Below are 20573 nucleotides of genomic sequence, written 5' to 3'. Positions count from 1 at the left end.
TTTGTCTTCAACGCCGCCGAATGCGGGCGAGGAGCCGCAGCATTACGACAGCATTTGCATGATAGCCTGATGGCAAGTAATCGGGTTGTAAGCCGGAGGCGGATCGGGGATAAAGGAGCTCTGCCGTTCCGCAATCGGGGCCGAGCCGGTCAGCTTCCCGAACCAGTAATCCACGGTCGAGAACGATTTGATCTGCTCGCCGAAGCCCATTTCCGTGAAGTAGTGGCAGTTTTCTTCCTCTTGGCCGGGAATCGGGCTGTAGAACAGCATCGGCAAGCCTTTGGCCAGCCCTTCCGTACACGTCATGCCGCCGGGCTTCGTAATCAGCAGATCGGATACTTCCATCAGCTTGTCGATTTCTCGCGTAAATCCGAGCAATTTGACGTTCGGATGGTCGAACTGGGGATCTTCCGCGAGCCGGGCAAGCGCCTTCTCATTGTTGCCCATGCACAGCAGAAATTGCACGCGGTCGCGCCAGCCGAGCATATGCTGGAGCAGCTCTTCGTGCTGCAGCAGGCCCCATCCGCCGCCCATGACCAACACGGTCGGCAGCGGCTTCAGACCGAAGCGGAGCCGCAGCTCCTCCTTGTTGTGATGCTGCCAGAAGTTCGGGTGGACCGGAATGCCGGTCACCTCGATGCGGGATTCAGGAACGCCGCGCAGCAGCAGCTTCCGTTTCACTTCCTCGGTGGAGACGAGGTACTTGTTCACTTCCGGATTGATCCAGGTTCCATGCGCATCGTAGTCGGTTATGACGGTGCACAGCGGCACCGACAGTCCGGCGCGCTTCAAACGTGCGACGACGGCGCTTGGGAACGGATGGGTGCAGACAATCGTATCGGGCTTCAATTGCTTGATCACTTCCATCGTCTGTCCGTAGAAGAGGCGATGCAAGGCCAGCCGGGCAAGCCGGTTCAACGATTTTTTGTATTGCTTGCGGTAGACGAAGCCATACAGCTTCGGTTGGGATATGATCGTTTTCCGGTATGCCGAAGCGGCCAGGCGCGCAAGCGTAGGGTGCAGGAAAGCTCCCAGCTCCAGTACGCGCGTCTGCAAATCCGGGGAGAGCTGGCGGAGTCCGACGGACAAGGCGTGCGCCGCCTGGGTGTGTCCGGCCCCGAATCCTTCGGAAAGCAGCAAGATCCGTTTCTTTCGCAAGATCGTCACCTGACCTTTAACAATAAAGGTTGTTAGAATATCCTAACAATAATCGATTTCAAGCGAACATTGCAACCACCCCGAGACCCGCGCACGTGCCGAGCGTGATGCCGGCCGCGCAATCCGACGGATAATGCAGGCCGAGATAAATCCGCGAAAGGCTGACCAGACCGGCCAACGGGAGCAGGAAGAGTCCGCATCCCGGAACGGCGGCGATCAGCGGGGTGACGACGGAAAAAATCGCGGTGGAGTGTCCGGACGGAAAGGAATGGTCTTTCAGCGGCTTGGTGCAGGTATGTGCTTCGGGTAAGACGAGGTACGGGCGTCTTCGCGGGTAAGCGCGCTTCATGACGGCCACTGGAATGTGGCTGAACGCCAGCGCGGCCAGGCTTTGCCATCCCGCCGAGCTCCATGTATCGCCGCCGGACAGGCCGATCAGAATGGCGGCCGTAATCGTGAACGTCGCGCCGCCCATATGAGTGATCCAAGAAAATATCGTATCGAAGATTGAATGCTTCATTTTGTGGTTAAAGACATAAAAAAGCCGATGTTCCGTCTGCAGCAGCCATCGCGCCATTCGGCCCATTTTCCGACCCCTCCCGTTTCTCATGCGGTTTAGAGCGTTCTTACGCTCCCATTGTAAGCCGCAAATGTTTCCGGAGTGTTAAGCCGGCATCAAATCGATGCTGCGGAAAACGGGCCGTGATTTGTGTCTTGGCGCATTAAAATGAAGGCGGATGCAACCATTTGGCATCCAAAAGCGTCTTAGCTATTGAAGCCGGCTATAGGCGAGGGTCGCGGTCGGAGGAGAGGCTGCAAGCGGCTTCCACGGGGCAGAAAACCGCGTCATCCGTAGGAAAAAGTCGAATCCGTCCGAACTGTATGAACAAAAATAGGACCTGTACAAGGTTGTTTGGGGGCGGGCTGCCAAGTATAATAATGGGGGCGGCGGCATACGCGAAAAAAATATTTTTGTAATATTTCTGTAATATTTCTGTAACGAAGTAGTAAAATGAGCGTAATTTGACGAGAATAAGAAGGAATCTGCTGGAACGCGCGAGCCTGCGTTTCCCAATCGCCGGAATACCGTTTTCTTCATCAAACCGACAGAATCAAGACCTATAGCGATTTTGACAAAACCAAACAAAAAGAGGAAAATCATATTCGGCTACGTCAAATTCAACAAACGACCCGTGTACGTTAAAAGGCCGGTACACAATGACGGAAATGAATCGATCGAATTATGAGCGCAGGTAGAGAGAACATTCGGAAGTAAGGGGGTCCCACATCAACATGCTGGACATCGTCATTCTCACCGTGCAGGTGCTTCTGGCCATTCTCGGAGGATACGCTTTGTTTTTCTCGTTCTTCGGGTTTTATCGGAAAAAACGCACCTCGCACTTCAACGCCCAGAAAAGGTTTGCGGTCCTCATAGCCGCTCACAACGAGGAGAAAGTCGTCGGGGCGCTGATCGATAATCTGAAGCAGTTGGATTACCCGAAAGAGCTGTACGACGTATTCGTCATTTGCGACAACTGCTCCGACCGTACTGCCGAGATTTCCAAGCAAATGGGCGTTTACGCCTGTGTACGCAACAACCCGAGCCTGCGCGGCAAAGGGTACGCCATCGAATGGATGCTCAAGGAATTATGGAAAATGCCGAAATCGTACGACGGCGTCGTCATCCTCGATGCCGACAATCTGGTCAATGCCGATTTCCTGCAGCATATGAACAACGAGCTGTGCTCCGGCTCGCGCGTCATCCAGGCTTACCTGGATACGAAAAACCCGGGCGATTCGTGGATTACCGCCGCTTACGCCATCACGTACTGGTTCTGTAACCGGTTGTGGCAGCTGCCCCGCACGAATCTGAAGCTGGCGAACTTCCTGGGCGGCACGGGCATGTGTTTCGAATCCGCTCTTCTGAAGGAAATGGGCTGGGGCGCTACGAGCCTCGTCGAGGATCTGGAGTTTACGGTCCGCTGCGTCAAGCGCGGCATCAATCCGACGATGAGCTACGAGGCCAAGGTCTACGACGAGAAGCCGCTGACGTTCAAAGCTTCGGCGAGACAAAGACTGCGCTGGATGCAAGGGCATTTCGACGTCGCGCGCCGTTACTTCTTCCCGTTGCTGTGGCAGGGCATCAAAGAGCGCAGCTGGGCGAAGATCGATACCGCCATTTATACGTTTAACGTTTATAACGTGCTGCTCGGATTCGTATTCAGCGCCATCCTGTGGGTGGACGTCGCTTTGCCGGGCACCCGCCATTTTACGTCGCTGTACGATTACTTGCCGACGTGGCTGATGATTGTCGTCACCGCGCTCGTCTATCTGGGCTTCCCGCTCGCAATGGCTTTCGAGAAAGTCAAGTCGTGGAAAATGTACGCATCCTTGATCCTGTACCCGGTCTACCTCGCTTCTTGGTGGCCGATTACGCTATACGCGTTCTTCACGCAAAACAACAAGCAGTGGAGTCATACGCAGCATACGCGGGTCATTCGTCTGGAAGACGTGAAGAGCAAGCAAGTATAAGGAACAGGGCTGTTGACATCGGTCATGACCGGTGGTATAGTGTATAAGGTGTTCATAAGCGTAAACAAGCAGAAGCGCCCGCTTCTCACCTTGGCCGAATTTATCGGCGGGTACATACGACGGAACGGAACCTTAGTTGTTCTATTTGTCATCGTAAGATGTGGGCGTATTACCGTCCGCATCTTTTTTGATTTTATATGCGCAAGCGGGGTCGTCCCCTTGAGCGGATCGGGCTGTTCCGGGTTGCCCCGAAAGTACCCGGAATCACCTTGAAGCATAGCGCCGCTTTTAGGGTAAAGGTTGATGGGAGGCGAAAGTTTCCGGGGGCTTCCCCCGAACAGCGCCCGGAACGGCCTCGAAGTCTGGCGTTACTTTCGGGGAATACTTAGGAGGTGGAATACGATTAGTAAAGACCATTTGATCAATGACGAAATTCGCGCGAAGGAAGTCCGTCTTATCGGTGCCGAAGGCGAGCAGCTTGGCATTAAACTGTTTCGCGAAGCGATGCAGCTTGCCGCCGAAGCCAGTCTCGATCTTGTGAATGTCGCGCCGACAGCAAAGCCGCCGGTATGCCGCATCATGGACTACGGCAAATACCGTTACGAGATGCAGAAGAAAGAGAAAGAGGCACGCAAAAATCAAAAGATCGTGGAAATCAAGGAAATTCGTCTGACGGCCACGATCGACGAGCACGACTTCCAGACCAAACTTCGCAACGTCATTAAATTTTTGAGCGAAGGCGACAAGGTGAAGCTCTCGGTCCGTTTCCGCGGCCGCGAAATCACCCACGCCGATATCGGTCAAAAGGTGCTGGAGCGAATGGCGGCGGAGGTCGAGAACGATTCGGTCGTCGAACGCCGGCCGAAGCTGGAAGGCCGCAGCATGATCATGATTTTGTCTCCGAAACCGCAAAGCTAATCTTACGAGGAGGACTTTCCATATGCCTAAGATGAAAACGCACAGCAGCTTGAAGGACCGCATCAAAGTTACCGCTACCGGTAAAGTAAGAAGACAAAAAGCTTACCAAAACCATCTGATGCAGGGCAAAGCCAAGAGCCAAAAGCAGCGTCTCGGCAAATCCCCGATCATGGCAAAAGGCGACGTGGCTCGCTTGAAGCAGCAAATCGCCAACCTGAAATAAACCGCTTCTTACTAAGATATTGCAGGAGCCTCGTTCGCAAGGCTCAATAACGCTCAGGAGGTATCCCACACATGGCAAGGGTAAAAGGCGGAATCGTCCGCGCACGTCGTCGCAAAAAAATATTGAAATTGGCAAGAGGTTACTACGGTTCCAAACGCACGCTGTTTAAAACAGCCAAAGAGCAAGTTATGAAGTCGCTGCTGTACGCATACCGCGACCGTCGTCAAACGAAACGCAACTTCCGCAAATTGTGGATCGTGCGGATCAATGCGGCTGCGCGCTTGAACGGCTTGTCCTACAGCAAGCTGATGCATGGCCTGAAACTAGCCGGTATCGAAGTAAACCGCAAAATGCTGGCCGACCTGGCCGTTAACGATTCGAAAGCTTTCACGAGCCTGGCCGACACTGCCAAGCAAAAAGTGAACGCCTAAATCGTATAGATTTCCGGTAAAGCCGGTGCGCCCGCGAGGGCGTACCGGCTTTTGTTCGTGTTGCGGAAGCGTGAAGCGCTCGCTACCTTCCGTCTTCAAGCACACCGGCGAACGCTTGGTATGCAGGCTCACCGAGGTGCCGGCGCTTCTGTTTCGGACAATTGCAGACAGGGTATTGACTATTCCGCAGCGAGTGCTATAATAAAGTCTAACATTATTACTTATTGCGTTATCGGCTATGAAGAGGACGAAGTGATGAGGGCTCTTATGTACCAGAGAGCTTATGGATGTGCTGAAACCTAAGCCATAATCCCTTGTCGACGAGCTCACCTCGGAGCTGTTTTCCTGAAAAACGGTAACCCCTTGCGGATGCCGCGCTATTAGGGAAAATCGGAATGGCACACGTTACCGTGCTGTAAGTATAGGCGATCTCGAGGCGTCTTTTACTTGCTAAGGCTATGTGCTGTGAAGCGCATGGCAAAATTGGGTGGTACCACGGAAGAATGAACCCCTTTCGTCCCGTTCGCGCATATTGTGCGCCACGGACGAAAGGGGTTTTTTGGACGTTAAAGGATTGTTTACTTTCGCTAAAGCGCTAAAGCGGAATGCAGCATCTTTTACCAAGAAAAACTTCCGATAAAAGCGGACGTTCATCACCGAAATACATCGATAGATGGTTTTCTTGTTTCATGTCCGACGCATGACGTTTGTCCAAACTTTGAGAGGAGGGTCACTTATGTGTGCTCAATTGGAAGCTGCACTGTCTAAGGAACAACTTCGCCGCAAGCTGCTTCAGCCGGATACGATCTCCGGGTCGGAAATACTGCTTCGTTCGCTGCTTTTGGAGGGAGTGGACTGCGTCTTCGGCTACCCGGGCGGCGCCGTACTGTACATTTACGACGCGATGCACGGCAATCCCGACTTCAAGCATTTGCTTACCCGCCACGAACAAGGCGCGATTCACGCGGCCGACGGATATGCGAGGTCTACCGGCAATGTGGGCGTCTGTATCGCCACATCCGGTCCTGGAGCCACCAATCTGGTGACCGGAATCGCCACCGCTTATATGGATTCGGTGCCGCTTGTGGTCATTACCGGCAATGTGGCCACGAACCTCATCGGGACTGACGCCTTCCAGGAAGCGGATATTACTGGCATCACAATGCCGATCACGAAGCATAGCTATCTGGTACGCAACGTCGACGATTTGGCGCGTACGATTCACGAAGCGTTCCATATCGCCAATACAGGCCGGAAAGGTCCGGTTCTGATCGATATACCGAAGGACGTATCGGCGAACAAAACAACGTTCACTTATCCCGATTCGGTCGAAATCCGCGGTTACAACCCGACAGTTCAACCGAACAAGCTGCAAATCGACAAGCTGCTTCAAGCTATCGAAGCGGCGGAACGTCCGGTCATCATTGCCGGCGGCGGGGTTGTTTACGCGAACGCGGCTCCGGAGCTGATCGAATTTGTCGAGAAGACGAATATTCCGGTCACGACGACATTCCTTGGCCTGGGCGGCTTCCCAAGCGCTCATGCGCGGTGGATGGGCATGCCGGGCATGCATGGCACCTATACGGCGAACCATGCGATCCAGCATGCGGACCTGCTGATCTCCATCGGCTCGCGTTTCGACGACCGGGTAACGATGAATCTGGACGGTTTCGCGCCGAACGTCAAGATGGTCGCTCATATTGACGTAGACCCGGCGGAAATCGGCAAAAACGTCAAAACCGACATTCCGGTCGTCGGCGACATCAAGGCCGTTCTTCAGGCGGCGAATCTGAAAGCCAAGACGGCCCGCTCTGCTTCCTGGATCGGGGAGATCGATGCGCTGAAGGCTCAATACCCGCTGAAGTACAAGGACTCCGAAGACGAGCTGAAGCCGCAATTCGTTATCGATATGATCAGCGAGACGACGAAGGGCGAAGCGATCGTGACGACCGACGTCGGCCAGCATCAGATGTGGGTGGCGCAATACTACAAATTCCAAAATCCGCGCTCGCTTATTTCGTCCGGCGGACTCGGCACGATGGGATTTGGATTCCCTTCGGCGATCGGCGCGCAGATCGGCAATCCCGATAAGCTGGTCGTCTCGATCAACGGCGACGGCGGCATACAGATGTGCTCCCAGGAGCTCGCCATATGCGCCATCAACAACATTCCGGTCAAGGTCGTCATCATCAACAACCAGGTGCTCGGGATGGTACGGCAATGGCAGGAAATTATATACGACCGCAAGTACAGCCATATCGATCTGGCGGGAAGCCCGGACTTCGTCAAGCTGGCGGAAGCTTACGGGGTGAAAGGACTGCGGGCGACGAACAAAGAGGAAGCGCGCAAAGCTTGGCAGGAAGCGCTTGATACTCCCGGACCGGTCGTCATCGACTTCGTCGTGCCGAAAGGAGAGAACGTGTTTCCGATGGTAACGGCAGGCAGCACGTTAAGTCAGATGATACTGGGGGATTCGGAATGAGTGCGACAAAACATACCATTTCCGTCTTGGTCAACAATCAGCCCGGCGTTCTGCAGCGGGTTTCGGGCTTGTTCGGACGCAGAGGGTTCAATATCGAGAGCATTACGGTAGGCGAATCCGAAGAATCCGGCTTGTCCCGCATGGTGATCGTGACGACCGGCGACGAACGGACGCTGGAGCAAGTACAGAAGCAGCTGTATAAACTGATCGACGTCATCAAGGTCGTCGACCTGAGCTCGCATCCGATGGTTGCCCGCGAGCTGGCGCTGATCAAGGTAAGCGCCGAACCGAGCATGCGCCCGGAAATTCTCGGCATCGTCGAGACGTTCCGCGCGGCCGTCGTAGATATCGGTCCGTCTTCACTGATCGTTCAGGCGGTCGGGGATACCCACAAGATCGATGCAATGGCCGAGCTGCTCAAGCCTTACGGCATTCGCGAGTTTTCCCGCACCGGCGTGACCGCGATGATTCGCGGAGCCGTGAAATAAAATGATAACGACGACTGCCCCGTGAGCGGGGGTCCGAGAGGACGAGCTGTGATCGACTTGTACAGGAGAAACGATCGGCGTCCCGGTTTCGCCCGTTCGGACGCCCGCTCACAGGGTTGTTAAAAAGATCGAGGAGGAAATTATCCCATGGCAGTTACAATGTATTATGAAAAAGACGCAGACTTGAGCATACTTTCCGGCAAAACGGTTGCCATTATCGGTTACGGCAGCCAAGGACATGCCCAAGCGCAAAACCTGCGCGACAGCGGCGTAAAAGTAATCGTCGGTCTCCGTCAAGGCCGTTCCTGGGAACAGGCGAAAAACGACGGTTTCGAAGTTGTATCCGTAGGCGAAGCGGCAAGCCGCGCCGACCTCGTGCAAATTTTGATGCCGGACGAAACGCAAGCGAAAGTATACAATGAAGAAATCGCTCCGAACCTGAAAAAAGGCGCGGCTCTCGTTTTCTCCCATGGCTTCAACATCCATTTCGGCCAAATCGTGCCGAACGCTGACACGGACGTATTCATGGTCGCTCCCAAATCGCCGGGTCACCTCGTTCGCCGCGTATACGTAGAAGGCTTCGGCGTACCGGGCCTGATCGCCATTTACCAAGACGCATCCGGTAAAGCGAAAGATCTCGGATTGGCCTATGCAAAAGGTATTGGTTGTACCCGCGCAGGAGTTATCGAAACGACGTTCCGCGAAGAAACCGAAACCGACCTGTTCGGCGAGCAAGCCGTACTGTGCGGCGGTACTTCCGCTCTGGTTAAAGCAGGCTTCGAAACGCTTGTGGAAGCCGGTTACCAACCGGAGATCGCCTACTTCGAATGCTTGCATGAGCTGAAGCTGATCGTCGACCTGATGTACGAAGGCGGCCTCGCGGCTATGCGCCATTCGATCTCCAACACGGCTGAATACGGAGACTATGTCACCGGGCCTCGCGTCGTAACGGACGAAACGAAGAAAGAAATGAAGAAAGTGCTCGAAGATATCCAAAACGGTACGTTCGCGCGCAACTTCATCCTCGAAAACCAATCGAACCGCGCGTTCTTCACTGCTACACGCCGCCGCGAGTCCGAGCACCAGCTCGAAACCGTCGGTCGTCAGCTGCGTGAAATGATGCACTGGATCAAGAAGTAAGAAGCGATAAAAGGTCCAATCCCCCGTTCAGGGGGATTGGACCCTTTTTTGTTGTTAGGCATAACCTTATTAGACGATTGGGTGGAGCAAAAGGTTTACGGATGAAGAAAAAGAACGATCTAAATTTTTTGGCTGAATGTGTCGATAAAGAGAGTTAGGGAGACTTTGCTCAGAAAGGGGCATCGATTGGGTACGCATTTAACGGAGACGCCCGTGAGGTGTTTCTCTACATGGGAAGGGATGGGAGAACAGGAATGACCCAAGTGACTGAAACGAGAACGGCGAAAGCCGGCAAACGCCGCTTCCGCGGCTTCCATGCGCCGAGGCTGCTGATGCAGCTGCTGATCATGCTTGCGATCGCCATCGGTCCGGCAGCCGGACAAGCTTTGGCCGCAGACGAAATTTCGCGTCTCGTGTTATCCAAGAATGAAGTGAACATTTCTGTAGGCGATACGTATACCTTGACCGCTACGGCCATCTTCGTGAGCGGCTCCACATCCGATGCGACGATCAAGACCGATTGGAGCAGCGACAACGCCGCCATCGCAACGGCTTATGCCGGAGCCATTGCCGGCAAAGCGGAAGGAACGGCACTGATCAAGGCTACTTATATGGGTAAGACGGAGTTTGTGAATGTCAAGGTCGTGAAGAAGGTCCGCAGCTTGAGCAAGAGCAAGCAGGAGCTGTCCATGAGGGTCGGCGTCTCCGAGCAGGTGAATTTGACGGCTACGTATACGGACGGCAATGTGGCTGACGTGACGAACCAGTCGGAATGGTCCTCGGAGAACCAAGGCATTGCCGACGTCATTAACGGCAAAGTGACCGCGATCGCCTCGGGCGATACGAACATCTTCGCCACGTACGGCGGCAAAACGGTAACGATCCCGGTTAGCATCGACAAGGTGCGTCGGCTCGATCCGGACCCGACGAGCATCGATTTGCGGGCGGGTACCCAGAAGACGGTCAGCTTGATGGCGATGTTCGAGAACGGCGTGTCCGAGGACGTATTCGACAAAGCGGTCTGGTCGTCCACGAACGGCAGCGTCGCCGATGCGTTCAAAGGTGTCATTACCGCCTACGGACCGGGCCAGACGACGATTAAAGCTTCTTACGGCGGGAAAAGCGCCGTCATTACGGTCAACGTGGAGACGGTCCGCAAACTGGAAACCGACGTGACCGATCTGTTCCTCCAGCCGGACGGCACGAAGCAGGTGAAGCTGACCGCGACTTATGCGGACGGCTCTTCTGCCGACGTGACGGACAAGGCGGAATGGGATAGCAGCGACGATGCGATCGTTGAGGTGGAAAAAGGACTTATTTTGTCGAATACGATTGGCCGGGCGACGATTACGGCCAAATACGGAGGCAAAACCGCCAAAATTAACGTTGATGGCGGAGTCGCGCGGAAGCTGGAAGCCAGCGTTACCGATCTGCAGATGCGCAAAGGCAAGACGGAGTCGGTCAAGCTGACCGCTACGTTAGCCGACGGCAAAACCGAGGATGTAACGGCCAAAGCCGACTGGTTCTCCGACGATGACAGCGTAGCTTACGTTTCCAAGGGGACCGTATACGCGTATTCCAAAGGGGAAGCAACGATAACCGCCAATTACGGTGACAAGACGGTTACGATTCCGGTGAGCGTGGATACGACTCAAACGTTGAAAGCGGACAGCGCCAAGCTGGAGCTGAAGCTGAATGCGTCCAAGCAGATTACGTTGACGGTCACGTATGCCGACGGCAAAACGGAGGACGTCACCCAGCAAGCGGAGTGGAGCTCCGATCATAAAGACATCGCCAGCGTATACAAAGGGATGGTGACCGCGTTGGACAGCGGGCAGGCTGTCATCACGGCCGCCTTCGGCGAGAAGACGGTGACCATTCCGGTTTACGTGGAAATCGTGAAAAAACTGAAGATCAACAAAACCGATTTGTTCTTGAAAGTGAACGGCAGCGAGAAGTTGGAGCTAAAGGCTACTTATGCCGACGGCAATGAAGTCGATATTACCGACGCCGCCGAGTGGAGCTCGGATGCCGGCACGGTCGTCGGAGTCGACAAGGGCAAGCTTGTCGCGTACAAATCGGGCCAAGCGACCATTACGGCCACCTATGGCTCTCAGACGGCTACCGTTATGGTAGATGTCAGCGTAGCCCGCAAGCTGACTGTCGATCCAAAGTCGCTGTCCATGCGCAAGGGCGAGACGAAAGCGTTGAAGCTGGAAGCGACTTATGCCGACGGCTCGAAGGAGACGGTGACCAACGAAGCGGAGTGGACGTCCGACGAGATGGGCACCGCGGTCGTTACGAAGGGAAGCGTTAAGGGCATCGATTCGGGAGTCGCGACGATTACAGCCAAATATGGCGATAAAACCGTCACCGTTAGCGTGGAAGTGGATCCGGCGACGAAGCTGATCGCGGATCAGGTTAAGTTCGATCTGCAGCCGGGCAATACGGCGAAGGTCAAGCTGACCGCTACCTATTCCGACGAGACGACAGGCGATGTGACCGAGAAGGCAGAATGGACGACAAGCAACGCGGCGTTCGCCACTGTCGTGGACGGAACGATTACGGCCGTCGACCGCGGCGAAGCGACGATAACGGCTAAATACGGCAGCAAAACGGTGAAAATTTCGGTCAGCGTCGGAGCGTTGGACACGCTCACGATCAGCGAGAAGACGCTTGTGATGAAGGAAGACGAGCGCAAGCAGCTCACCGTTACGGCCAAATACAAGGACGGCACGATCAAGGATGTAACCGATACGGCGGAGTGGTCAAGCTCGTCGGCCGCGGTGGCGGAAGTATCCCGAGGTGTTGTTACCGCCCTAAGCTCCGGGAAAGCGACGATTACCGCCAAGTTCGGTGAGAAAAGCGTAACCGCCGCGGCTCAGGTCGAGCTTGCGGACAAGCTGACCGCCAGCCACCGCAGCGTTGTGATGCGTAAAGGCCAAAGCGAGCAAGTAACGTTGACGGCGACCTATTCGGACGGCACGACGGAGGATGTAACGTCGAAAACGAACTGGTCGGTGCAATCGACGAAAGTTGCCGATGTGTCCAACGGTCAAGTGACGGCCTACGATCGCGGCAAAACGTCGTTGGTCGCCAAATACGGAAGCAAAAGCCTGACGATACCGGTTGAAGTCGACTATCCGGTCAAGCTGACGGCTAACAAAAAAGAGCTGCAGCTGAAATCAGGTCAGACCGAGCGTCTGGTGTTGACCGCGACGTTCTCCGACGGTACGACGCAGGACGTCAGCAATGAGGCGGAGTGGACGTCCCGCAGCTTCAAGGTGGCGGATGTCTCCGATTCCGGACTCGTATCCGCGGCCGGTTACGGGAAAACGTCTATTACCGCCAAGTTTGGCGGCAAGAGCGTATCCGTGGCCGTTGAAGTGGACGCGCTGAAATATTTGAAATCCAACGTCAAGACGATTGAGATGAAGGTTGGCGAGAAAAAGAAAGTAACGTTGTCTGCCACTTACAAGGACGGTACGATCGGCGATGTGACCGATCGTTCGGAATGGAAAAGCTCGCGCGATACATTGGTCGATGTGATAGACGGCACGATTACCGCTTACGAGAAAGGCAATGCCTCCATTACGGCCAAGTTTGGCGGCAAGTCCGTTGCGATTAAAGTCATAGTGAAATAAGACGAAAAGACCTTTTGCCCTTCGTGGCAGAAGGTCTTTTTATTCAAAATGATGGCGGAGGAAGCAAGCTATGGAACATGGAGCCAATGTGGTAGAGCTGTTGGAGAGGGACTTGATGGCAAACGTCACGCTCCTGAAGATGATGGATATGTACCAGAACAAGGTAGAAAGCCATATCGTCCGGAAAAATAATCATGCCGGTGTACTGCTCCTCCTTCCTACGGAGGCTTCGGTGTATGATTCGCACACGTATCCGGAGACGCGGTATGTCGTCTTTCTGGACTATTCGGACGATGCCGTACTTCCTTTGCTCCTCGAGCGGTTGCCTGCGCAAACGAAAGTGGTGCTGAAGCTGCAAAGAGCCGGGTGCGCCGAGCGGTTGTCCGGGTGGATGCAGCTTCGTCATGCGAGAACCTACTGGTCGTATACTTGTTCCCCGGCAGCTGTGTATAAATCCGATGCCGGAGTAACGGCGAACCATGAGCTTGATGAGGAGTTGGTCGAGTTGTGGACGGGTCAAGGCTATGGGCGAAAGGAGATCGAGAGTTATTTTAAAGGCGGGGCCGTATCTTATGCGATTTGGGAGCGTGGGGCGGCAGTCAGCGCTTGTATGGCGTTTCCGAACTACGGACGCATATGGGAGGTCGGGGCCGTTCATACAGTCGAGCGGCGAAGAGGGAGCGGACTTGCGAAGCGCGTAGTCGGCACGGCTCTCCATCATCTGCTGCGGAAAGGGCTGACGCCGCGGTATCAGGTGGCGGAGACGAATGGGGCGTCGATTCGTCTGGCGGAATCGCTCGGACTGCTTCCGTTCGTGAAGCTGGATCATTATGTAGCCGATACGAAATAAAAAACTCGCCAAGACTGATCGGGATAGCGTTACTACTATCCTTCAGACTTGGCGATGTCGTCTCAGGCCGGGTATGCTGATGCGTTCTAGTACAAGTCAGAGCCAATCCTATGTATTCCGGAAGGCTCGATCCCTTGCTGTGCAAGGGGTTGGTCCATTTCACGAATACCGTTTAAGGTCTGACTTTGTACTAGTTCATACCCCCTATTTGTAGGAGATAAGTGCTTCGGCCAGCCGGTCGAGGCCGATCTTCATATTGGCGCTGTCCGTATGCGTAAAGTTCAGGCGCAAGGTGTTGCGGCGCGGATGCTCGGCGTAAAAGTCGAGGCCGGGCACGAAGGCGACGCCTTGCTCCACGGCTTTCTTGAGCAGCTCGGAGGCGTCGATCGCTTCCGGCAGCTCGACCCAGAAAAACATGCCGCCTTGCGGCTCGTTCCAGCGCAGCTCCGAGAAGCGGGCGTCCAGCAGCAGCGACTTCATCAGCTCCATCCGGCTGCGGTACTCGTCGCGAATCGTCTGGATATGGGCGTCCAGGTCGTAGTGGGTCAACAATTGGTAAAGCGCTTGCTGATCGATCGTGCTGGAATGGAGGTCGACCGCCTGCTTCGCTTTGGCCATCTGGCCGATAACGCGGGTATCGCCGACGATCCAGCCGGTCCGAAGAGCCGGAACGACTGTTTTGGAAAACGTGCTCGTGTACAGGACGGCGCTGTTTTCCGGATGCTCGTCCAAAGAAAGGATGGACGGATAGTGCGCATTCGCATTGAACTGGATCTCGCCGTAAGGATCGTCTTCCAGAATGAGCACATTGTTCGGCTTACAGAGCGCGAGCAGCCCTTTGCGGCGCTCCAAGCTCCATACTTTTCCCGTCGGGTTGGCGAATGTCGGCGTTACGTATACGAGCTTCGGCCGGTACTGCTTCAGCTTGGTTTCCAGATCGTCCATGCGCATGCCGTCCTGATCCGCGTCCACGCCGACGACCTGCACTCCGCTTGCCTTGAATATTTGCAGTGCTGCCAAATAAGTCGGATTCTCGACGAGCACGACGTCTCCGGCACTCAAATAAATGCGGGTGAGCAAGTAAATCGCCTGCTGGGAACCGGTCGTAATGAGCACGTTCTCCGGCTTGGCGTGAATGCCTTTGCGGGACATGCGGTCGCAGATCGCTTCGCGCAGCGGCGTGTAGCCTTCTGTCAGCCCGTATTGCAGCGAGCCCGCCCGTCTGAAAGACGCGTTCAAACGCTTCCTTCACGGCCTCCATCGGGAAATAATCCTCGGCCGGAAGCCCGCCGGCCAGCGAGATGATCGAATTGCCCTGAGTCAGCTTTAAAATATCGCGTACGGCGGACGATTTTAAACCGTCTGTAAAACTGGAAAACGTATAGTTCATGCCAGTTGCTCCCTTCGCCAATGTGTGGTCACATACGGTCATTGTACTCCTTTTTCCGACCGTATTCTAATGCCGTTTAGTCTTGAGGCGCAAAGGAACGCCGCTTCTGATGATTCGTCTCGGCAGCTTGGTAAATCCGTTGAAAGATATAGAATTGTTTCTGTAACAAATGACCTACACTGTGGTAAAATGTTCCTGATATTCACTCATAATTTGTCGAAGCTTAGAAAATGATCCGTACAAGCCGGGGCCTGTCTCGCGTATTCGGAAGTTTACTGTTCGAATAGGTTTTTAGGTCTGACTTTGTACAAGGACAACAACGAAGGAGAAGAGAAAGTATGCTGAAAAAATGGATCGTCGGATGCGTAACGGCGGCAGCGCTTCTGCTGCCCGGGACGGCTTTGGCGGAAAGCTCGAAAACAATTCCGGTCGCTTTCAACGAAATTCATATCAAAGTGGATGGCAAAGAGGCGACGGGAAACACGATTTTGTATGACGGGACGACGTATGTGCCGATTCGCAACCTGGCGGAAATGATGTACAACTTGCCGGTCGCGTTCTACCCTAAGGAGAAAATCGCCAATATCGGCTTCGTGCCCGCAGGTCAAAAAGAACCGGGCGTCCGCGCCGCTGAGACGGATAATGCGAAGGATGACGTGCTGGAGCCCAAGAGAACGGAATCGATACCGGTCGAATTCGATGCAATTACGCTTATGGTAAACTTGGAGAAGGTCAAAACCAGCAATTTGCTGTATAACGGGCGCACCTACGTTCCGCTGCGGGCCGTGGCCGATATTCTGGAGCTGGAGCTTTTCTATGACGCGCCTTCGTCGACGGCCTACATCGGCAAAATCCCGCCGGGGGCCATTCAGGAAACAGCTCCGGCCGTAGAGCAGGTTTCGTCTCCCGAGCAGCCGGTTCAACCCGAGCAGCCCGCACAGGCGGAGGGCGGAAGCGGCATGTACGCCGTGCCCGCCGACGGCGATATGACCGGATGGAACTTGCTGGTGGGCCATCCGTACGAAGGGGTCGTCCACATTTATTTCAAGCTTAATGGCTCGATCATGAGCACGAAGATAGTGGATATCCGGCAGGTCGATCTGAACCAAAAGGTGACGTGGATCGACGACAGCGGGGTCACCCGCACGAATACGGTCGGCCAGATTTACCGGCTGTTCGGCAGTTTCAGTCAGTATACGAGCGAATGGTTCTCCGAGAAGTTCGGCGACCTCTACGCTGATTGGCTGCTGACGAGCACGATTCAAGCCGATAAAATCGTCGATCAATATTTGACCGAGAACGGACTCAAGCAGCCTTCCCGCAGCAACATCACGCTGACGCCCGGCGCCAATGTGCGCTAGTGCAAAGCGAGGAATAGTCCTTTAAGGAGCCGGGAAGGTATCGTCCTTTGCGGTGCGGGGAATCGATAAGCGCCCGGAAGAGCGCTTATTGTGTTTGCCTATAAGGACAATAGCTTTTATATCTTTGCTGTTTAAAGGTTTTTGTGTGACAATGAGAGTATTGCGCTAGGAGCAGGGTTTCGAGAACATTTCATAGGCAGGAGTGAGTCAATTATGGCAGAAACCAAAAAGATTGCAATTATTCCCGGCGACGGCATCGGACCGGAAGTGGTCGCCGAGGCGGTCAAAGTATTGAAGAAAACCGAGGAACTGTTCGGCTACAAGTTCGAGACGGAAACCGGTCTGTTCGGCGGCATCGCGATCGACGAAACCGGCACGCCGCTGCCGCAAGACACGCTGGAGAAGTGCCAGCGCGCGGACGCCGTGCTGCTTGGCGCCGTAGGCGGCCCGAAATGGGACAACAATCCGAAGGAGCTCCGTCCGGAAACCGGCTTGCTCGGCATCCGCAAAGCGCTCGGACTGTTCTCGAACATTCGTCCGGCCGTTATTTTCGACTGTCTGAAGGAAGCGTCGACGCTGAAGCCGGAAGTGCTGGAAGGCACCGACCTGATCGTCGTGCGCGAGCTGACCGGAGGCATCTACTTCGGCGAGAAGTTCCGCCGCGACACCGACAACGGTCAGGAAGCGGTCGACACGTGCGTATACAATGTAAAAGAAGTGGAGCGCATCGTTCATCAAGCGTTCCAAATCGCCCGCACCCGCCGCAAGAAGCTTTGCTCGGTCGACAAGGCCAACGTGCTGGAAACGTCCCGCCTGTGGCGCGAGACGGTCAACAAGATCGCTCCGGAATACCCGGACGTTGAGCTGGAGCATGTGCTCGTGGACAACTGCGCGATGCAATTGCTGCGCCGTCCGTCCAGCTTCGACGTCATCGTGACGGAAAACATGTTCGGCGACATCCTCAGCGATGAAGCGGCCATGTTGACCGGTTCGATCGGCATGCTGTCGTCGGCTTCGCTCGGCGAAGGCAGCTTCGGGCTGTACGAGCCCGTACACGGCTCCGCGCCGGACATCGCCGGACAAGGCATCGCCAATCCGATCGCGACCATTCTGTCCGTCGCTCTCATGTTCAAGCTGTCGTTCGGCTACCAGGAAGCGGGCGACATCATCGAGAATGCGGTCAAATCGGTGCTGGACGCCGGGCATCGCACTGGAGATATCGCAGTCGACAAGAGCAAGGCGATCGGCACAACCGCGATGGGCGATTTGATCGTTGCCGCTATGAGCAAATAAATAAACAAGCCTCGCCGAATCCCCCCTTGCAAGCTTTCTTGCGAGGGGATTTCTTCAAAAATTAATAATAATAAATATTAACTACTAGTTCTTATCGTTATTGACTTTCGGTATACGGAATGATACGATTTTAAGCGTGATAGACATAAACCCAATCATTAGTTTGGTCCTATCCGCGTTGATAGACGGGTGAAGCCGCGCAGCCGTATTCGCCGCATTATCGACCCTAGGATTCCAACCCCTATAAGGAGGCAGCACTCATGGCAGAACGTTTGGTAGGTAAAAAAGCGCCTTATTTCGAAATGGAAACTGCGCTTGGCAACGGTGAAGAATTCGGTAAGGTATCTCTGAACGACTACAAAGGCAAATGGCTGGTTCTGTTCTTCTACCCGCTCGACTTTACCTTTGTATGCCCGACGGAAATTATCGCGATGAGCGATGCATACGAGCAATTCCAAGACCTGGACGCTGAGATTTTGGGCGCCAGCACGGACAGCAAGCATTCCCACCGCGCTTGGATCAACACGCCGCGCGATTCCAACGGCCTGGGCCGTCTGAACTACCCGCTCGCTGCCGACTACACGAAGTCGGTTGCCCGCGACTATGGCATTCTGATCGAAGAAGAAGGCGTCGCTTTGCGCGGATTGTTCATCATCGATCCGGAAGGCGAATTGAAATATCAAGTGGTCAACCATCTGGACGTGGGCCGCAGCGTGGAAGAAACGATCCGCGTGCTGCAAGCTCTCCAATCCGGCGGCTTGTGCCCGGCCAACTGGAAACCGGGTCAAAAAACTTTGACCGCCAAGTAAGACGGGAACGGCGATAAGCGATCCCCCTTGTCTGCACTTGTGCAGGCAGGGGGATTTTGTGCAATACGGGCTTCGTACAAGCCCGATCCGAAGAAGAGAGGTGAATGTTCATGCCAATGCGTTTGCGGGAACAAATGCCGGAATTTCAAGGCGTAACGGAGTGGGTAAACGGGGAGGTAGACAAGGCCGCATTGCAGGGCCGGCCCGTACTCGTTCACTTCTGGGCCGTCAGCTGCTACATGTGCAAGGAAAGCTTGCCTTTGCTGAATGAATGGAGAGACAAGTTCAAGGAACAATACAACTTGCAGATCGTCGGCATTCATATGCCCCGCTCGGAGAAAGATACCGATCTGGAAACGGTCAGAGCGACCATCAAGCAATACGAGATGCAGCATCCGATTGCGATCGACAACGATCATGCGGTTACCGATTCGTATCAGAACGAATTTGTGCCCGCTTACTACTTGTTCGATGCCGAAGGGCAAATGCGCTTTTTTGGCGCCGGCGAGAAGGCGATCGGCATGGTCGAGCAACGGCTTCATAAAATTTTGGGACCCAAGGAGCAGGCCTAACCGCCCGCCCCAAGCTAACGGCAGCGCCACTGTCGGACAAGACCGCATATATCGGGAGGAATTAGCCAATGAATGTACCAGCAGAGCTGAAGTACAGTGAAGAGCATGAATGGGCGAGGACTGAAGGAAGCCGCGTCACGATCGGCATTACCGATTTTGCCCAAAGCGAATTGGGAGACATCGTCTTCGTCGAACTGCCGAAGGCAGGCGACACGGTCGAATACGGCGAGCCATTCGGCAGCGTCGAATCCGTCAAGACGGTATCGGAGTTGTACTCCCCGGTAACGGGCAAAGTGGTGGAAGTGAACGGCGGCCTGGAGGATTCCCCCGAGCATGTCAACAAATCGCCGTACGGCGAAGGCTGGATGATCGTGGTTGAATTGGATGATGCGGCCGAGCTGGACAAGCTGTGGAGCGCCGATAAATACAAAGAAACGTACGGACAAGGATAAGGCTTTCGGCCTTCCCGAGTCTTACGGCCATACGCGAAGGCATCGTCCGGGAACGGACCGAGCGCCTTCGCGTTTTTTGCTTTAGGCGAAAGGAAGGTTTCCTGATAATGGCCGAAATCGTGAAGAGGAATTTTCATGGTCAAGGGCGAATACGTTCTTAGAAGAAAATGAAGAGGCAATTCGCGAAAAGGTCGACGACCGCGGAAGGAGGATGCATGGCGATGAGCTTTTGTTGCGGAGCCAGCATGATCGGCACGAAAGGTACGCTGCGGCATATCGGGACGCATATTCATAATGTCCCCCTGCTGTTTTGCCCGGTTTGCCATCGCGTCGAAGTTCATTATATGGTGGAAAGCGAATACGAAATTCTGGCCGAGTACGCTCATGGCGACGGTGCTCCCGAGGTCGATTTTCAAGATTACGTGGACGACAAGGCCGGGGCCGGCTTGTACGAAAACTGCGTCAATCTCGAGTCGGAGGACCCGTCCGATGTTGTGCGAAACCAGATCGATACGGCTCTGGACCTGCTGTCGGTTGCCAAACGCCTGCAGGACACGGAGTGGGAAATGCAATTGAAGAAACGGTTAACGGTGTTAAACGAACGCCGTAACAAAATGCATAAAAAAGCGTTCTCCGCCGGCAACCGTAAAGGCTAACGTCGTAAGCGTCCCTCCTTGACGGAGGGGCGCTTTTTTAATCGTCCGGTTGGCATATTCGGTGCGCTGCGAGCCAGTCTGCCCGGGCGAATGAGGCAGGTTTGTTAATGGGCCAAAATTGTGTGGTATAATAACTAGAATCGGGTCTGGTAGACCCCCCTATCTGTTGGGGAT

Annotated in this window: 17 protein-coding genes, 1 pseudogene and 1 other annotated feature; of the genes and pseudogenes, 15 read left to right on the top strand and 3 right to left on the bottom strand. The window is 54.6% G+C overall.

The genetic code is table 11. The annotated features are described in order from the left end of the window. Positions 1-42: 42 nt before the first annotated feature. Positions 43-1158 carry an MGDG synthase family glycosyltransferase gene (locus ABD796_RS07870; RefSeq protein ID WP_344905511.1) on the bottom strand — a complete coding sequence of 372 codons (1116 nt, stop codon included), beginning with the start codon at positions 1156-1158 and terminating at the stop codon, positions 43-45. Between the two features lie 58 nt (positions 1159-1216). Further along, positions 1217-1744: a phosphatase PAP2 family protein gene (locus ABD796_RS07865; protein ID WP_344905508.1), complete on the bottom strand. Its 528-nt coding sequence runs from the start codon at positions 1742-1744 to the stop codon at positions 1217-1219. Positions 1745-2451: 707 nt separating this feature from the next. On the opposite strand from ABD796_RS07865, the gene ABD796_RS07860 reads away from it, so the two are divergent. The 9 genes from ABD796_RS07860 (at position 2452) to ABD796_RS07820 (ending at position 13866) form a co-directional block, all read left to right on the top strand. Continuing rightward, positions 2452-3690, top strand: a complete 1239-nt coding sequence (locus ABD796_RS07860) for a glycosyltransferase family 2 protein (protein ID WP_344905505.1) — start codon at positions 2452-2454, stop codon at positions 3688-3690. 60 nt (positions 3691-3750) lie between these two features. Then, positions 3751-3884 (top strand) — a sequence feature (ribosomal protein L20 leader region). Positions 3885-4107: 223 nt separating this feature from the next. Continuing rightward, a complete protein-coding gene (gene infC, locus ABD796_RS07855) occupies positions 4108-4608 on the top strand; it encodes a translation initiation factor IF-3 (protein WP_344905502.1) in 501 nt (166 codons plus the stop codon). Positions 4609-4630: 22 nt separating this feature from the next. Beyond that, positions 4631-4831: a 50S ribosomal protein L35 gene (rpmI, locus tag ABD796_RS07850; protein WP_344905499.1), complete on the top strand. Its 201-nt coding sequence runs from the start codon at positions 4631-4633 to the stop codon at positions 4829-4831. 71 nt (positions 4832-4902) lie between these two features. Next, positions 4903-5262, top strand: coding sequence for a 50S ribosomal protein L20 (gene rplT / locus ABD796_RS07845; RefSeq protein ID WP_344905496.1), 360 nt, complete (start codon positions 4903-4905; stop codon positions 5260-5262). A 736-nt stretch (positions 5263-5998) separates the two neighbouring features. Next, positions 5999-7744 (top strand): biosynthetic-type acetolactate synthase large subunit, encoded by a 1746-nt coding sequence (ilvB, locus tag ABD796_RS07840; RefSeq protein ID WP_344905493.1) that lies wholly within the window; start codon positions 5999-6001, stop codon positions 7742-7744. Continuing rightward, positions 7741-8232, top strand: coding sequence for an acetolactate synthase small subunit (gene ilvN / locus ABD796_RS07835; protein WP_344905490.1), 492 nt, complete (start codon positions 7741-7743; stop codon positions 8230-8232). The genes ilvB and ilvN overlap by 4 nt, the downstream gene beginning before the upstream one ends. A gap of 147 nt (positions 8233-8379) precedes the next feature. Next, positions 8380-9372, top strand: coding sequence for a ketol-acid reductoisomerase (gene ilvC, locus ABD796_RS07830; RefSeq protein WP_344905487.1), 993 nt, complete (start codon positions 8380-8382; stop codon positions 9370-9372). Positions 9373-9626: 254 nt separating this feature from the next. Beyond that, positions 9627-13016, top strand: coding sequence for an Ig-like domain-containing protein (locus ABD796_RS07825; RefSeq protein ID WP_344905484.1), 3390 nt, complete (start codon positions 9627-9629; stop codon positions 13014-13016). A 70-nt stretch (positions 13017-13086) separates the two neighbouring features. Then, complete coding sequence (locus ABD796_RS07820; RefSeq protein ID WP_344905481.1) at positions 13087-13866, top strand: GNAT family N-acetyltransferase; 780 nt, start codon at positions 13087-13089, stop codon at positions 13864-13866. A gap of 204 nt (positions 13867-14070) precedes the next feature. Here the strand turns inward: ABD796_RS07820 and ABD796_RS07815 are convergent. Then, positions 14071-15256: pseudogene (locus ABD796_RS07815) on the bottom strand (aminotransferase-like domain-containing protein). A 338-nt stretch (positions 15257-15594) separates the two neighbouring features. On the opposite strand from ABD796_RS07815, the gene ABD796_RS07810 reads away from it, so the two are divergent. The 6 genes from ABD796_RS07810 (at position 15595) to ABD796_RS07785 (ending at position 20399) form a co-directional block, all read left to right on the top strand. Continuing rightward, positions 15595-16617: a stalk domain-containing protein gene (locus tag ABD796_RS07810; RefSeq protein ID WP_344905478.1), complete on the top strand. Its 1023-nt coding sequence runs from the start codon at positions 15595-15597 to the stop codon at positions 16615-16617. A gap of 213 nt (positions 16618-16830) precedes the next feature. Continuing rightward, positions 16831-17910, top strand: a complete 1080-nt coding sequence (gene leuB / locus ABD796_RS07805) for a 3-isopropylmalate dehydrogenase (RefSeq protein ID WP_344905475.1) — start codon at positions 16831-16833, stop codon at positions 17908-17910. A 260-nt stretch (positions 17911-18170) separates the two neighbouring features. Next, positions 18171-18719, top strand: coding sequence for a peroxiredoxin (locus ABD796_RS07800; protein ID WP_344905472.1), 549 nt, complete (start codon positions 18171-18173; stop codon positions 18717-18719). A gap of 116 nt (positions 18720-18835) precedes the next feature. Continuing rightward, positions 18836-19291: a redoxin domain-containing protein gene (locus tag ABD796_RS07795; RefSeq protein WP_344906289.1), complete on the top strand. Its 456-nt coding sequence runs from the start codon at positions 18836-18838 to the stop codon at positions 19289-19291. Positions 19292-19359: 68 nt separating this feature from the next. Next, positions 19360-19743 (top strand): glycine cleavage system protein GcvH, encoded by a 384-nt coding sequence (gene gcvH / locus ABD796_RS07790; protein ID WP_344905469.1) that lies wholly within the window; start codon positions 19360-19362, stop codon positions 19741-19743. 221 nt (positions 19744-19964) lie between these two features. Beyond that, positions 19965-20399: a hypothetical protein gene (locus ABD796_RS07785; protein ID WP_344905466.1), complete on the top strand. Its 435-nt coding sequence runs from the start codon at positions 19965-19967 to the stop codon at positions 20397-20399. The last annotated feature ends 174 nt before the right edge of the window (positions 20400-20573 follow it).

The organism is Paenibacillus hodogayensis (genome assembly GCF_039536325.1).
Classification (GTDB): Bacteria; Bacillota; Bacilli; order Paenibacillales; family NBRC-103111; genus Paenibacillus_AB; species Paenibacillus_AB hodogayensis.
This window is presented reverse-complemented; position numbering and strand designations above follow the sequence as displayed.